Annotated in this window: 12 protein-coding genes and 1 pseudogene; 7 read left to right on the top strand and 6 right to left on the bottom strand. The window is 57.1% G+C overall.

What is annotated here, in order from left to right; translation table 11 throughout:
* A partial coding sequence (prs, locus tag B3B59_RS12615; RefSeq protein ID WP_286809154.1) for a ribose-phosphate diphosphokinase occupies positions 1–819 on the top strand: 819 nt, incomplete at its 5' end.
* 120 nt (positions 820–939) lie between these two features.
* The gene (gene dauA / locus B3B59_RS12620; protein WP_040078463.1) at positions 940–2,616 is read left to right on the top strand and encodes a C4-dicarboxylic acid transporter DauA; all 1,677 of its coding nucleotides are present in this window, start codon (positions 940–942) and stop codon (positions 2,614–2,616) included.
* On the opposite strand, the gene B3B59_RS12625 is transcribed toward dauA, so the two are convergent.
* Together B3B59_RS12625 and ychH are read right to left on the bottom strand one after the other, a co-directional pair.
* Complete coding sequence (locus B3B59_RS12625) at positions 2,611–3,645, bottom strand: MerR family transcriptional regulator (protein WP_286809157.1); 1,035 nt, start codon at positions 3,643–3,645, stop codon at positions 2,611–2,613. The two genes, dauA and B3B59_RS12625, sit on opposite strands and share 6 nt — an antisense overlap.
* A gap of 116 nt (positions 3,646–3,761) precedes the next feature.
* On the bottom strand, positions 3,762–4,037 hold the full coding sequence (gene ychH, locus B3B59_RS12630) for a stress-induced protein YchH (RefSeq protein ID WP_046885176.1): 276 nt from the start codon (positions 4,035–4,037) through the stop codon (positions 3,762–3,764).
* 273 nt (positions 4,038–4,310) lie between these two features.
* On the opposite strand from ychH, the gene pth reads away from it, so the two are divergent.
* Entirely contained in the window at positions 4,311–4,895 is a 585-nt protein-coding gene (pth, locus tag B3B59_RS12635) for an aminoacyl-tRNA hydrolase (protein ID WP_040075229.1), read from the top strand.
* Positions 4,896–5,021: 126 nt separating this feature from the next.
* Positions 5,022–6,116: a redox-regulated ATPase YchF gene (gene ychF, locus B3B59_RS12640; protein WP_286809159.1), complete on the top strand. Its 1,095-nt coding sequence runs from the start codon at positions 5,022–5,024 to the stop codon at positions 6,114–6,116.
* Between the two features lie 57 nt (positions 6,117–6,173).
* Here ychF and B3B59_RS12645 read toward each other — a convergent pair whose 3' ends face one another.
* Both B3B59_RS12645 and B3B59_RS12650 read right to left on the bottom strand, forming a co-directional pair.
* Complete coding sequence (locus tag B3B59_RS12645; protein WP_207291894.1) at positions 6,174–8,168, bottom strand: TonB-dependent receptor domain-containing protein; 1,995 nt, start codon at positions 8,166–8,168, stop codon at positions 6,174–6,176.
* Positions 8,169–8,178: 10 nt separating this feature from the next.
* Positions 8,179–9,237 (bottom strand): YncE family protein, encoded by a 1,059-nt coding sequence (locus B3B59_RS12650; RefSeq protein WP_286809161.1) that lies wholly within the window; start codon positions 9,235–9,237, stop codon positions 8,179–8,181.
* Positions 9,238–9,504: 267 nt separating this feature from the next.
* Between B3B59_RS12650 and B3B59_RS12655 the strand changes: the two genes are divergently transcribed.
* The 3 genes from B3B59_RS12655 (at position 9,505) to B3B59_RS12665 (ending at position 12,953) form a co-directional block, all read left to right on the top strand.
* Entirely contained in the window at positions 9,505–11,793 is a 2,289-nt protein-coding gene (locus B3B59_RS12655; protein ID WP_286809163.1) for an FdhF/YdeP family oxidoreductase, read from the top strand.
* A gap of 100 nt (positions 11,794–11,893) precedes the next feature.
* Entirely contained in the window at positions 11,894–12,631 is a 738-nt protein-coding gene (locus tag B3B59_RS12660; RefSeq protein WP_263617498.1) for an AzlC family ABC transporter permease, read from the top strand.
* A 55-nt stretch (positions 12,632–12,686) separates the two neighbouring features.
* Positions 12,687–12,953, top strand: a complete 267-nt coding sequence (locus B3B59_RS12665; RefSeq protein WP_286783680.1) for an AzlD domain-containing protein — start codon at positions 12,687–12,689, stop codon at positions 12,951–12,953.
* Here B3B59_RS12665 and B3B59_RS12670 read toward each other — a convergent pair.
* A pseudogene (locus tag B3B59_RS12670) lies at positions 12,951–13,733 on the bottom strand (phosphate/phosphite/phosphonate ABC transporter substrate-binding protein); the annotation flags it as partial. The gene B3B59_RS12665 and the pseudogene B3B59_RS12670 overlap by 3 nt on opposite strands.
* Positions 13,734–13,949: 216 nt before the next feature.
* Complete coding sequence (locus B3B59_RS12680) at positions 13,950–15,152, bottom strand: MFS transporter (protein ID WP_286809166.1); 1,203 nt, start codon at positions 15,150–15,152, stop codon at positions 13,950–13,952.
* Positions 15,153–15,212: the final 60 nt, after the last annotated feature.

Genomic DNA, 15,212 nt, shown 5'->3' on the forward strand with positions numbered 1-15,212 from the left:
ATTAACGAAAATGTACGCGGTGGTGATATTTTCATCATCCAGTCCACCTGTGCTCCAACGAACGACAACCTGATGGAATTGGTTGTTATGGTCGATGCCCTGCGCCGTGCTTCTGCAGGCCGTATCACGGCTGTTATCCCTTACTTTGGCTATGCCCGCCAGGACCGTCGCGTCCGCTCCGCGCGTGTGCCAATTACCGCTAAAGTTGTTGCTGACTTCCTCTCCAGCGTAGGCGTTGACCGTGTTCTGACGGTTGACCTGCACGCTGAGCAGATCCAGGGCTTCTTCGACGTTCCGGTTGATAACGTATTCGGCAGCCCAATCCTGCTCGAAGATATGCTGCATCTCAACCTGGACAATCCTATTGTGGTTTCTCCGGATATCGGCGGCGTGGTTCGCGCACGTGCTATTGCCAAACTGCTGAACGACACCGACATGGCGATCATCGACAAGCGTCGTCCGCGCGCTAACGTCTCTCAGGTGATGCACATCATCGGTGACGTTGCTGGCCGCGACTGCGTGCTGGTTGATGACATGATCGATACCGGCGGCACCCTGTGCAAAGCCGCGGAAGCCCTGAAAGAGCGTGGTGCTAAGCGTGTATTTGCTTATGCAACACACCCTATCTTCTCGGGTAATGCGGTAAACAACCTGCGCAACTCCGTTATTGATGAAGTTGTGGTTTGCGACACTATCCCGTTAAGTGATGAGATCAAGGCGCTGCCAAACGTGCGCACCCTGACCCTCTCCGGGATGCTGGCCGAAGCGATTCGTCGTATCAGCAACGAAGAATCTATCTCGGCTATGTTCGAACACTAATCGGACGCAGCCTGAAAACCCGCTACGGCGGGTTTTTTTGTCTGTGAGTTTCATTTGTATGATTAATGCCTCCTTCACCTGCCATTGATATGACAGATGATGCGCACACGGATGATGATTGTGAAAAACGCTTCCTCTCATGTTCTGCCCTTTCGCGCCCTCATCGACGCTTGCTGGAAAGAGAAGTACACCCTGTCGCGCCTGACGCGTGACCTGATAGCCGGGATCACCGTCGGCATTATCGCCATCCCGCTGGCGATGGCGCTGGCGATAGGGAGCGGCGTGGCGCCGCAGTATGGCCTCTACACCGCCGCAGTGGCGGGGATCGTTATCGCCCTGAGCGGCGGATCGCGCTACAGCGTCTCCGGCCCCACCGCCGCCTTTGTCGTGATTCTCTATCCGGTTTCCCAGCAGTTTGGTCTTGCCGGCCTGCTGGTTGCCACCCTGATGTCAGGCGGATTTCTGATCCTGTTTGGCCTGGCGCGCTTCGGCAGGTTGATTGAGTACATCCCTCTTCCGGTGACCCTGGGCTTCACCTCCGGGATCGGGATCACTATCGGGACCATGCAGATAAAAGATTTTCTTGGCCTGCAGTTAACGCATGTGCCGGAACATTACTTGCAAAAGGTGGGCGCGCTGGCGATGGCGCTGCCGACGGTCAATCTGGGGGATGCCGCGATTGGCATCGTCACGCTCGGCACCTTAATTCTGTGGCCACGGTTAGGCATTCGCCTGCCGGGGCATCTTCCGGCGCTACTGCTGGGCTGTGGGGTCATGGGCGTAGTGAACCTGTTGGGTGGGCAGGTGGCCACCATCGGTTCGCAGTTCCACTATCTTCTGGCGGATGGCACGCAGGGCAACGGTATTCCGCAGCTGTTACCCCAGTTGGTTCTCCCCTGGGATATGCCGGGTTCTGATTTCACCCTGAGCTGGGATTCTCTGCAAGCCCTGCTTCCCGCTGCGTTTTCAATGGCGATGCTGGGTGCTATCGAATCACTCCTGTGCGCCGTGGTACTGGACGGCATGACGGGCACCAAACACAACGCCAACAGTGAACTGATAGGCCAGGGGCTGGGGAATATCGTTGCACCGTTCTTTGGCGGGATAACCGCCACGGCCGCGATTGCCCGTTCTGCCGCCAACGTACGCGCCGGGGCGACGTCGCCCATCTCCGCAGTGATCCACGCCCTGCTGGTGATCCTCGCCCTGCTGGTGCTGGCACCGTTACTCTCATGGCTGCCGCTCTCGGCGATGGCTGCCCTGCTGCTGATGGTGGCCTGGAACATGAGCGAGGCGCACAAGGTGGTGAACCTGCTGCGCCGGGCCCCGAAAGACGACATCATCGTGATGCTCATCTGTATGTCCCTGACCGTCTTGTTCGACATGGTGATAGCGATTAGCGTCGGGATCGTACTGGCATCCCTGCTCTTTATGCGCCGCATTGCCCGCATGACGCGACTTGCCCCGGTAAATGTCATTGTGCCCGACGACGTGCTGGTGCTGCGGGTTATCGGCCCGCTGTTCTTCGCAGCGGCAGAGGGGGTGTTTAATGACCTGGAGGCCCGAATCGTAGATAAACGCGTCGTGGTGCTGGAGTGGGACGCAGTGCCGGTACTGGATGCGGGCGGTCTGGACGCCTTCCAGCGCGTTGTGCAACGTCTGCCGGAAGGCTGTGAATTACGGATCTGTAACCTGGAGTTCCAGCCGCTGCGCAGTATGGCGCGTGCGGGGATCCAGCCAGTTGCTGGCCGCTTGTCATTCTATCCGACCCGCGACGCAGCGTTAGAAACGTTATGAATGGCGGCGCTGCATCATGATGCCAATCGCCTGTTGTAGCCAGCCAAGCACTTCAGGCGTCATCCAGGTCCCTTTCATCAGATGGGGCTCCTGCTCCATCGCCTGGCGAAATTTCTGCTGCGTCACCGGGTCGGTTCCTGCATAGGACTGAAACAGTTCGAGCCACGTTTGCGCCAGAGCCTGCGCCTGCGGGCTCGCGGCTGACAGCCCTTCCCGACAGGCCTGGTGCAGTTTCGCCACCAGCGAGGGCCACTCCATCATCCGATCAAAGTAGTGGGCGCGGGTAAAGGCCATCTCCTGCGGGGTGAGATAGCGCTGCCAGATGGCGAGCTTGCTCTCGGCAAAGGCCCGGGTGATAAAATCGAGGATATCGGTGTTGATACCGGTCTGTTCGCGCATCTGCGGCTCCACGCTGTGCATCTCGTTCAGCCGGGTCAGAAACTCGGGCTTGCCGGCGGTATCTTGCTCCAGCTGCGTCATCCAGCGGGTGGCTAATGCTGTCGCACGCGGATCATCCACCCCGACGCTCTCTTCCAGCAACGCCTGCGCCTCGGCAACCAACCCGCTCCAGGTAGCGGCCAGCGCCTCTCCCTGTACGGCAAACGGCAACTGCTGTAACTCTTCTTTGCTAAACCAGCGATCGTACATATTCATTAACTCCAGCGTGTGTAGCCAGGACTCCAGATCGGGCTCGCCGCCGGCGGCCAGTTCGCAGCGCAGGCCAGCCAGCTGCTCTCGCAGGGTATGAATGCTGCGTAGTTGCTTATCCAGCAAGGCAATTTGCCCATCAAGCAGTTCAGCCATAGAGTGCGTATCCCGATCGAGGCAATCCTTTATCTCAGCAAGCTCCAGCCCGGCTTTAGCCAGCACCTGAATACGGTGCAGGCGCTGAACATCCGCCAGGTTATAGAGTCGGTAGCCTGCCGCACTTCTGGCGGAGGGGAGCAGTAAGCCTGTTTGTTCATAGTGGTGAAGTGTCCGGACGGTGATCCCCGCTCGCGTTGCCAACTGCCCAACCTGAATTAACATTGCTGCTCCTTTTTTCGCGCCATCGATGACACTGTGGATCCTGACGTTACGTGAGGGTCAAGGCAAGGGGCAAAAAAAAACGGCTCCCGCAGGAACCGTCTTGATGGCATCCCAGATTAACTGGGCTTATGTTGATCGCGGCGACAACGTTTGTCGTAGTGGCGTACCCACCAGTATTTGTCGCAGACCTGCTCATGGCCGCTGACGCGGGCTCCTGCGAGCCAGAGAACGGCGCCCAGGAAGATGCTCAGTATCGCGCCATGCGCAAAGTATTGTGGCAGGTTAAATTGCGGAAGCTGGTTTAAAATAGAGTAACCGACGCCCCCTACCATGACGATCAATCCCAACCCCATGAGCACGTTACCGAGTAACGAAGCGTTTCTGCGTTTCATGTGTCACCTCCGGAACTTTGGGTTGCAGGGTTAACTATCCCTAATCCTGATGTGCAAAGTATAGACAGCCCCCCTTTTATTGGTTGCGGGAGCGATCACATTTATGCACTTTGAGTCAACAAAACTTTACAAATAACCTATTGAGCTACTTGAAAATCTAATGATTCAGCGGAGCAATTATTCCATTCCCAAACATCGGGCGGCAGAATTTTGTCAAGCGGCGCGGCAGACAGTACACTACGCGCCAGACTTAGAACCCTCAGGAAGTTAAACGTGACGATTAAATTGATTGTCGGCCTGGCCAACCCTGGCGCGGAATATGCGGCAACCCGCCACAATGCGGGCGCATGGTATGTCGACCTGCTGGCTGAGCGGTTACGTGCCCCCCTGCGCGAAGAGCCAAAATTCTTCGGCTATACCTCCCGCATTAACCTTGCCGGCGCAGATGTGCGTCTGCTGGTGCCGACCACCTTTATGAATTTAAGCGGCAAAGCCGTGGCGGCGATGGCCACCTTTTATCGCATCAACCCGGACGAAATCCTGGTGGCGCATGATGAGCTCGATCTGCCGCCCGGCGTGGCGAAGTTTAAACTCGGTGGCGGCCACGGTGGCCATAACGGCTTAAAAGACATTATTAGCAAACTGGGCAATAACCCGAATTTCCACCGTTTGCGCGTCGGGATAGGCCATCCGGGCGATAAAAACAAAGTTGTAGGCTTTGTGTTAGGTAAACCTCCCGCCTCCGAGCAGAAATTGATCGACGACGCGGTTGACGAAGCGGTGCGTTGTACGGAGATCTGGATTAAAGAGGGCTTAACCAAAGCCACTAATCGTCTGCACGCTTTCAAAGCGCAATAAGCGGCGTCACGCCCCTTTTTTGCCCCGCGCGCTGCGGGTTACGTGTATAATAGGCGTAGTTATTTACTTTTCTTCGACTCGTTATGCTTAACGTGTTGAATATCAAGATATTAAGGTGATTCAGAAATGGGATTCAAATGCGGTATCGTTGGTCTGCCTAACGTTGGCAAATCCACCCTGTTCAATGCGCTCACGAAAGCGGGTATCGAAGCGGCTAACTTCCCGTTCTGTACCATTGAGCCAAACACCGGTGTCGTGCCGATGCCTGACTCACGCCTGGATCAGCTGGCAGAAATTGTTAAGCCACAGCGTATTCTGCCGACGACGATGGAGTTCGTGGATATCGCGGGGCTGGTAAAAGGGGCTTCTAAAGGTGAAGGTCTGGGCAACCAGTTCCTGACTAACATCCGTGAGACCGAAGCGATTGGCCACGTTGTGCGTTGCTTTGAGAACGACAACATTATCCACGTGAACAATAAAGTGGATCCGGCTGACGATATCGATGTGATCAACACCGAACTGGCGCTGGCGGATCTGGATACCTGTGAACGTGCGCTGCAGCGCGTGCAGAAGAAAGCCAAAGGCGGCGACAAAGACGCGAAAGCGGAACAGGCTGCGCTGGAAAAATGTCTGCCACAGCTGGAAAACGCCGGCATGCTGCGTGCGCTGAAAAACTTGACCGACGAAGACAAAGCGGCGATCAAATACCTGAGCTTCCTGACTCTGAAGCCAACCATGTATATCGCAAACGTCAATGAAGACGGTTTCGAGAACAACCCTTACCTGGATAAAGTACGCGAAATCGCCGCTGCGGAAGGCTCCGTTGTGGTGGCGGTTTGTGCGGCTGTTGAATCCGACATCGCTGAGCTGGACGACGCCGACCGTGAAGAGTTTATGGCCGAGCTGGGTCTGGAAGAGCCGGGTCTGAACCGCGTGATCCGCGCGGGCTACCAGCTACTGAACCTGCAAACGTACTTCACCGCTGGCGTGAAAGAAGTGCGTGCATGGACCATCCCGGTAGGCGCAACGGCTCCGCAGGCGGCTGGTAAAATCCATACCGACTTCGAGAAAGGCTTTATCCGTGCACAGACCATCGCCTTCGACGACTTCATCACCTATAAGGGTGAGCAAGGGGCGAAAGAGGCCGGTAAGATGCGTGCAGAAGGGAAAGATTACATAGTGAAAGATGGCGACGTGATGAACTTCCTGTTCAACGTCTAATTCTCCCCTGCCCAAACAAAAATCCACGCCCCGGCGTGGATTTTTTTTTAACTGTCCTTAGAACTCTACCCTTGCGCCAAGGTTGTAGCGGCGCCCTTCCAGGACCGACGCTTCGTTATAAGAGGTGGAATGAAGCGGATTCGCATCAAACAGGTTATAGATGCCCGCCATTAACGTCAGGTTCTTATTCACCCGATACCGCGTCCCCAGATCCATTACAGCATAGGCTTCGGTCGAGGTGGATTTACCGATATCCGGCGTGTTGCTCCGCCAGCTCGCTTTCGTCCAGAGTTCCAGATCGTTCAGCGCTTCCCAGGTCAGGGAGATATTGGCCATGCTGGTCGGGAATTCGTTCAGCGCATCCCCTTTATACTGGCCGCTCTTCTGCTCGCTGTGGGTATAGGTGTAGTTTACGTTAGCCTTCAGGGTCGGCGTGGCCTGCCAGTCACCGTTCAGCTCCAGACCGTAAATTTCCGCATCACTGACGTTAAAGTACTGGGAGACCGATTCAGCTTCGTAACCGTTGTAGACACACATCTGCGTCGCGGTCGCGGTACAGATGGTGTAATCGCTGATCTTGTCTTTGAATTTGGTGTGGAAGACAGTGGCATCCAGCGCCAGCGTATCCTTCTGCCAGTAAACCCCCACCTCGGTGTTGACGCTCTTCTCCGGTTTCAGGTCGTCATTACCGATACCAATCTCAGAGTAGGGATAGCTGCCATACACGCTGGTAAAGCCGGAGTTGTTCTGACGGAGGTCCGGCTTTTTATAGCCCGCAGAGACGCCGCCTTTTACTGCCCAGTTTTCATCGAGCGTCCAGTTGCCGTAAAGTTTTGGCGTTACGTGGTAGCCGAAGTAGCTGTCGTGATCCAGACGCGCCGAGGTGGTCATCGTAAAGTCTGGCACAATCATCCATGCATCTTCAGCGAACACCGCCCAGCCATCGCGGCTGATCTTGCTTACCGGCGTTACCCCTGGCACCTCTTTGTCGGCGATGCCGAAGGTGTCGTCCAGCTCATTACGCGTATAGTTTGCCCCCAGCGTCAGCTTGTGATCGCCCAGGGTGAAGGTGTTGGCACTGTTGGCCTCAAAGTTATTCTGTTTGACGAATTGCGGTGACAAATACGGCACGCGGTACTCAGTACGTGCTTTTTCATAGCTGACAAAGTTCTTCGACTCGAGGATATCACCGTACCAGGCGTGCTGAGACAGCGAGATTGCATCGCGATCGAAACCCCAGTACCAGGGGTTACCGTGGCGGGTTTTCTCCTGATGCCCTTTGACCGCATTGAGATCCCAGAGCTGTGTATCGGTCGGCGACATGGAGATGGTGGCATCCAGGTTGCCCGCCTCGTGCTTAACGAAGCGCTCTTTATCGGGGCTGTCATCATCGCGACGATCCAGATAATCCGCCGCCAGGCTAACGCCAAGCTTGCCCGGAATAACGGGCCCCATCAGGAACAGATTGGTCTGGTTGGTATTACCGTATTCGCTCTTTTCCTGCAGGAAGTAGTTATCCTCCAGCACGCCGGTCCAGCTATCAAGGTTATAGCCTTTTTTGGTGATCACGTTGACCACCCCACCGATGGAGTCCGAGCCATACAGCGAAGACATAGGTCCACGAATGACCTCTATACGCTCGATGGCCGCGATTGGCGGCATAAAGGCCGCTTCGGTACCAATGTGGTGACCATATGGACGAGATTCACGGGTCCCCTGCTTGATCCCGTTCACCATATACGACGTATAGGACGAGTCCATACCGCGCATCTGCACGTCACCGGTCGCCAGGCTACCGTTGCCGCTGCCCGTTAACACACCCGGCATCTCCCGGAGTGCCTCGGTAACGTTCTGGTTCGAGCGGGTGTTCAGCTCTTTCTCATTGACCACCGAGATGGTGGCCGGTGCTTCGCGGCGCTCCTGGCTGAAACCGGTGGCGGTTACTACCAGCTGATCTTCGTTCGCCGGATCGCTATCGGCGGCGATGGCGGCAGGCGTTATGCCGGTTAAGGCGAGCGAAATCGCCACGGCCATGCGTGTCCTGGTTATCACGACGTATTCCTTAAAGTTGGGTTAAATCGATCTTGAGAACGTAGTCAGCTTTATTCGCCTTCTCATCCTGTTTCACGCTGACATACAACGTGTTGGCATCCGGAGAGAGCACCAGGCTGTTAGGCATCGCCGCCGTTGTAATGGTGTGTTTGACGGCGTTGGTTTTCGCATCGATGACGCTAATCTGGCGATCGTTACGATGGGTGACATAGACCTCGTTGCGCACGCCGTTGTAAAGCGCGGCAATGGAGTTCGGGGTGGCGATGCGTTGCTTTAGCTTGCCGGTCGCCAGCTCGACCACCAGCACATCGCGCGTATTGGTATCTGCGATATAGCCCACGCCCGCTGCGGGGTTAAGCGCAATATTGAGGAAGTAATGGTCGGTCTCTTTGGGATCCACCTTCACGCGCGAAAGCACCTCTGAACTCTTGCCATCCAGGGTCACCAGCTCGCCGCTTCCGGTTACGGCATAGACTTTGTCCGCTGCAGCATCCACCGCAAACCCAACCGGATCCATCCCTTCGAGGGTTTTCGTCAATGCCTGTTTTTGCGTATCCACGACCCACAGCAGCCCTTTTCCTTTGCCGCCCATGCCGGAGATATAAAGACGCTGATGCTTCTTATCCAGCACCGCTTCGCGCGGATGGATCCGTTTCTTAGGATCGCTGGCGTCACTCAGTTGCAGAGTTTTGATCGCCTTGCCGCTGTGGGTATCCAGCGCGGTGATGGAGCCATCCAGCGCATTGCCCATCCAGAGCACGTGGTTCTCCTGATCGAGCGCCAGCGCAAAGATGCGCCGTTCGGTATCGATGCTCTTTTTCACCGCCAGAGAGTCTGCAGCCAGTTCAAAAAGGATGCCGGTGGTTTTGTCGGCCGCAAAAGAGGGGGAAGAGGCGGCATAGACCGTGTGCCGGGCGTTGTCATAGGCCAGTTCGTAAACCCCGCGCCCCAGCGCCTGGGAGTGAAAATCCTTTTCGCTAAATGTTTTTGCTAACGCTGAACCAGAGTACAGGGCCAGCGCAATAGCCACTGCGCAGAATGCTTGTTTCTTAGGTTGTTGAGGTGTCATGTCATTTTTCTTTACATTTAATTACGTAAAGCAAATGATAATTATTATTAATATCATATTTAATTGCACTGCAAACTTAAATACCTACCAATTTTTGCCTTATTTGCGCATTTATTAACCACCGGATATTAAAATGCCAACCCGATCCCGCTTTTCCTCACGAAAGTACGGCGTCAGTGACCCAATGTTTACTTTTCTCCACGTCTAAAAATGCTATTACTAATAAGCAACATTTATGTAGCAATTTCAGATCAGTCAGGAGTTCCAATGAATAAGAAAAGACGCTCCGTTCCCGGCATCCGTCATTACGATGGCCCCGCCGGGGGATGGGGAGCGCTGAAAGCCACCGCCATCGCCGTACGCACTCAGATGGATGCCCTGGAAGCCCCTGCTACGCTGTTACGCACTAACCAGCCCGACGGCTTTGACTGCCCCGGCTGCGCATGGCCCGATAAAGAACACAAATCCACCTTCCAGTTTTGTGAAAACGGCGCAAAAGCCGTCACCTGGGAGGCGACCACCAAACGCGTCACCCCGGAATTTTTTGCCAACAACAGCGTCTCCTCGCTGTGGGCTAAAAGCGATTACGAGCTGGAGGGCTATGGTCGCCTGACCCACCCGATGGTGTACGACAAAGCCAGCGACTCCTTCCGCCCGGTTGAGTGGCAAGAGGCATTCAGGCGAATCGGTGAGAAACTCCGTCAACTCGACCCCGACGCCGTTGAGTTCTATACCTCTGGCCGGGCGTCGAATGAAGCGGCGTTTTTACTGCAGCTTTTTGCCCGTGAGCTGGGCACCAATAACTTCCCGGACTGCTCCAATATGTGCCACGAAGCCACCAGCACCGGTCTGCCGCGCTCAATCGGCATCGGCAAAGGCACCGTATCGCTGGAGGATTTCGATAAAACCGAGCTGGTTATCTCTATCGGCCATAATCCCGGGACTAACCACCCTCGGATGATGGGCACCCTCCATGAGCTCTCGCGCCGCGGCGTGCCGATCATCGTCTTCAACCCGCTGCGTGAACGCGCTCTGGAGCGCTTCGCCGATCCGCAAAGCGTGGTTGAGATGGCAACCCTGGGTTCAACAGACATCGCGTCAACCTACTTTCAGGTCAAAGCAGGCGGCGATGCCGCCGCGCTAAAAGGGATCGCCAAACATCTGCTGGAAAGAGAAGTACGCGAGGGCGGGATCCTCGACCAGCCGTTTATCGACGCACATACCCAGGGATTTGCCGATTTCGCCGCGGATATCGCGGCCACGGGCTGGGAAGAGATTGAGCAAGAGTCCGGGTTAACCCGTGAGGATCTGGACGCGGTAGCGCGCGCCTACGCTAAATCGAACGCTACTATCATTACCTATGGCATGGGTGTTACTCAGCACAACAAAGGCACCGCTAACGTGCGCCTGATTGCTGACCTGCTCCTGCTGCGCGGCAATATTGGAAAGCCCGGTGCGGGCATCTGCCCCCTGCGTGGCCATTCAAACGTACAGGGCAACCGCACGGTGGGCATTACCGAAAAACCGACCGCCGCCTTCCTGTCCCGTATCGAAGAGGTGTTTGGCTTTACCCCGCCGACAAAACATGGCCACGATGCGGTGATGGCCACCCAGGCGATGATCGCCGGGGAAGCCAAAGCGCTGATCTGCCTGGGCGGTAACTTTGCCGTGGCAATGCCCGACCATGAACAGGCGTTTCCGGCACTGCAGAAGCTCGACCTTAGCGTCCACGTAGGCACGAAGCTAAACCGCACCCACCTGCTGGTGGCGAAAGAGACCTGGCTCTTCCCGTGCCTGGGACGCACCGAGCTCGATATGCAGCGCACCGGGCGTCAGTCGATAACGGTTGAGGACTCCATGTCGATGGTACATGCCTCGTCGGGAAAACTCCGTCCCGCCTCGCCTCACCTGCTCTCAGAGCCGGCCATTGTGGCCGGGATGGCGAGAGCCGCCCTGCCCGACAGCAAAGTCAACTGGGAGGAGCTGGTCGCTGATTACGATCTGATCCGCGATCGTATTGAGCAGACTATTCCCGGCTTTACCGACTACAACCAGCGCATCCGCACGCCGGGCGGTTTTCGCATGCCCTTACCGCCTACCGAACGCGTCTGGCCTACCCCAAGCGGCAAAGCGATGTTCTCGGTCTTTGAGGGGGTTGATGAGAACGCCAAAGGGGTGGGCGAGAGTGTACTGCGCCTCATAACCCTGCGCAGCCACGACCAGTACAACACCACCATTTATGCCATGGATGACCGCTACCGCGGGGTCTTTGGCCGCCGCGATATTCTCTTTATGAACGAAGAGGACATGACGGAACGTGGGCTGGAGCATGGCGACAGGGTAGATATCGAAACCGCGCTGTCGGGTCACGCCCAGCGTCTGGAAGATATTACGGTGGTCGCCTACAGCATCGCCCGGGGCTCGGTTGGGGCCTATTATCCGGAAGCCAACGTGCTGGTGCCGCTGGATTATCTTGATAAAGAGAGCGGCACCCCTTCTTACAAATCGGTACCCGTTCGCCTTACGCTGCGCTCGAAAGAGATCCGCCCGCTGTAGCGTTTGTCATGCCGGGCAGTACGCCCGGCATAAATTTTACTGTCGCGCATTCCCCGTTTTCTGAAGATAATCACCCGGTGAGGATAAAACGGGACGCGCGATGTTAATGAAAACACAACCACTCCACAGGGATGCCGTTTTGGCGTTTCGCGCAGGCGTATCGGCCTGTTTACCAACCATTCCGGGCTACTGGAGCATTGGCTTTGCCGCCGGCGCCATAGGCACCCTTTCCGGTTTCACCACCCTACAAACCGCACTGCTGGCCAGCCTGCTTTACGCCGGGTCGGCGCAGTTTCTGTTTTACTCCCTCTGGGCGACGGGGGCAGAGGTCGCCTCGGTGGTGTTCAGCGTTCTGCTGGTCAACCTGCGTTATTTACTGATGAGTTCAGCCATGAGCGTCTTTTTTCGCGAACACACTACCCTGCAAAAGATCGTGAGCGGCCTGCTGTTAACGGACGAAACCTTCGGCGTGGCGGTACAACATGGCAGCCAGCAAAGCAAAGTCCGCTTTGCCTGGATGTTCGGACTGAACGTGGCCGCCTGGCTAAACTGGATCCTGGCCTGCGTGGTAGGGGCATGGCTCGCCGCTGCGCTGCCACCGGCGTTGATGGAGGGGCTGAGCTTTAGCCTAGTGTCGATGTTTATTGGCCTGGTGCTGATGCTGTGGTTTGCCAGCCAGCGCAAAATTCTGGAGACCTTCAGCATTTCGGCGGCGGTTATCGTCACCCTCTTCACCGCCGGGCAGACCGATATCAGCATTGTTATTATCATTGCCGCCTCGGTGGCCGCGACCCTGTCGACCCTGGGTCTGCGCCTGTTCTACAAAGGAGAGCGCTAATATGGAGCGAAATATTCTGCTGGCGATCGTCGCGTCTGCCCTGGTGACCGCCCTGATGCGCACTATACCGATTCTGCTGCTATCACGTTTCCGGCTCGCCCCGGTGGTGCAACAGTGGCTGAGCTTCATCCCCGCCGCGATCATGGCGGCGATCATCACCGCCGAGCTGCTGGGTAAACCGGCGCTTACTCCCTCCGGCATGAGTCTCTCCCTCGTGGCGGCCATCGTCGCTGCGGTGGCCGGGGTGGCGACCCGCAGCCTGTTTGCCACGGTCATCGTCGGCATGATGGCCTTCACCGCACTCAATTTCTTTTTCGGATAGACGCGTGACCCTGAGCCCGGCGGCGGCATCACGCCGGGTCAACAGCACTTGCCACGCCTCGCGCGACATTTCGCTAAATCCCCTGATCAGCACCCTTTGCGCCGTCGGGCTGTGAGCGACCTCCTCCAGTGCGCCGCGTAATGCCGACACCGTCGCATCCGGCGTGCCTGCTGGGGTGATGAGCGGCAGCCCCGGCGCGAGTGGGCTACGGCCGATAATAGATAACCCCTGCAACAGCTCCGGCTCATGACGCTGTAATAGCGCCCAGGTCACACAGTCGATCGCGGCAATATCCGCCTGCCCTTCGCGTAGCGCCACCAGCGACTGGCGATGGCTGCCGCTAAAGAGGGTCGCAGCGAAAAAATGTGTTTCAACGCCGAGTCCGGCGATCATGCCCAACAGCACGTTATAACCGGACCAGGAGTCGGGGGCGTTACATACCACCCTTCGGCCACGAAAATCCGCCAGGGTTTTGCCCTCCTCCTCTGAGCGGGCCACCAGCCAGCTGCGGTAATGAACGCCTTCGCATCCCAGCGCCGAGTAATGAAATGCTCCCACCACCTGCACATCGGGTAGTTGGGTCATTAAAGGAAAGCCGCAACTCTGGCTCAGGAGCAGATCGGGGCTGCGCCAGTGGTGGAGAAGGTCGGCGGGCAGGACGGGTTGAAGATGATCGACCGCCAGCCCCTGCTTCACCAGTTGCGTTTTTACCGCCAGCCAGAAGGCCTGGTTGTCATCCGGATTAACCGCGTACATGGGAAAGGCGAGCGGACTGCTCATCCGCGCCTCCCGGATGGGCAGTGACATCCAACGGGCGTTTCCAGAACTGGCGTAACCATTCGCTATCCCCCTTACCACAATTTCCTGGTTGCGCCGGTGATAACGTACCCTGTCGCGCAGCCACACCGTGCGAAGACCGTACCAGGGCCACCCTGGCAGGTCGTGATGTAGAGAATGATAGTTGAGATTAAAAACCGCAGCTGCCGGTAAAGGAACTCACTCCGCTTGCCCGGTTACCGGTTTAACCCGCACGCCGGCAAAGACCATCACCATCGCAGCGACCAGCAGCACGCCGCTGGCGGTAAAGACGCCGCTGGCACCGTTAAGATCAAATACTGCTCCGCCCCCTGCTGCACCGGCGCTGATGGCCAGTTGAATGGAGGCCACCATTAACCCGCCGGCACTTTCCGCTTCATCTGTGACCGTAGTGGCAAGCCAGGTTGACCAGCCCACCGGCACCAGCCCAAAGGCAAACCCCCACAGCGCTACCAGCAGACCATCCAGCATCGCCAGGTGCCCGAAAGCCGCCATCAGCAGTGCCAGGATACCCATGGCAAACGGCACCAGAGCCAGCGTGAGACGGAGGTTTCGCGCCAGCAGGTGTCCGGCAATGGAGGTCCCCACAAAGTTGGCAATACCAAAACCGAGCAGGATCAGTGAAATGGTCTCGACGCTCGCCTGGCCAACGGTCTCAAGGAAGGGGCGCAGATAGGTGAAGAAGGCAAAATGACCGCTGAAGATGAGGATGGTGGCCAGCAGGCCGCCAACCATTCCCGGGCGGCGGAGCACATGCAGCAACGTGCGCAGGCTGCCGCTGTTTTCCGGACGCATAGCAGGCAGTACCCACAGCTGCCAAAGCAGCGCCAGGCCGCTGGGGATCGCACAGAGGATAAAGACGTTACGCCAGCCAATCAGGCTGCCAAGATAGCTGCCGAGCGGTGCGGCGACCACCGTGGCAATCGACACGCCGGAGAAGATGATCGCCAGCGCCTTTGGTACATCGGCGGGGGGCACCAGGCGCATGGCGGTGGCCGTGGACATCGCCCAGAATCCGCCTATCGCTACACCCAGCAGCAGACGGCCTGCCAACAGTACCTCCAGCGAAGGGGCAAATGCCACCAGCAAGCTAGAGACAATCTGCATGATTGAGAAGAACATTAACACCCAGCGCCGATCGTTGCTTTTGGTCGCCGGGGTGATCAGCAACCCCGTCACCAGCGCCACCAGCGCAGTGGCAGTCACGGTCTGCCCTGCCACGCCCTCGCTAACGCCCAGGCTTGCCGCCATTGGGGTGAGCAGGCTGGCAGGCAAAAACTCGGCGGTAATGAGCCCGAAGACCCCCAGCCCCAGTGACCAGACCGCACGCCAGGCGGGTCTGGCAGGGGTTAAGGCCTGGCTGGCCGCGATAGATGAATTCATCTGTTATTCTCCGGTTATTAAAATGTGACATCTGTCGCAAATAATAGGAAGTTCACCCCG

Origin of the sequence: Leclercia sp. UBA2479, from assembly GCF_002341985.1 — a bacterium.
Taxonomy (GTDB): Bacteria; Pseudomonadota; Gammaproteobacteria; order Enterobacterales; family Enterobacteriaceae; genus Enterobacter; species Enterobacter pneumoniae.

Coding starts and splice junctions, on each gene's coding strand:
- B3B59_RS12625 (WP_286809157.1), bottom strand. CDS start 3,645: ATGTTAATTCAGGTTGGGCAGTTGGCAACGCGAGCGGGGATCACCGTC.
- ychH (WP_046885176.1), bottom strand. CDS start 4,037: ATGAAACGCAGAAACGCTTCGTTACTCGGTAACGTGCTCATGGGGTTG.
- ychF (WP_286809159.1), top strand. CDS start 5,022: ATGGGATTCAAATGCGGTATCGTTGGTCTGCCTAACGTTGGCAAATCC.
- B3B59_RS12650 (WP_286809161.1), bottom strand. CDS start 9,237: ATGACACCTCAACAACCTAAGAAACAAGCATTCTGCGCAGTGGCTATT.
- B3B59_RS12655 (WP_286809163.1), top strand. CDS start 9,505: ATGAATAAGAAAAGACGCTCCGTTCCCGGCATCCGTCATTACGATGGC.
- B3B59_RS12660 (WP_263617498.1), top strand. CDS start 11,894: ATGTTAATGAAAACACAACCACTCCACAGGGATGCCGTTTTGGCGTTT.
- B3B59_RS12665 (WP_286783680.1), top strand. CDS start 12,687: ATGCGCACTATACCGATTCTGCTGCTATCACGTTTCCGGCTCGCCCCG.
- B3B59_RS12680 (WP_286809166.1), bottom strand. CDS start 15,152: ATGAATTCATCTATCGCGGCCAGCCAGGCCTTAACCCCTGCCAGACCC.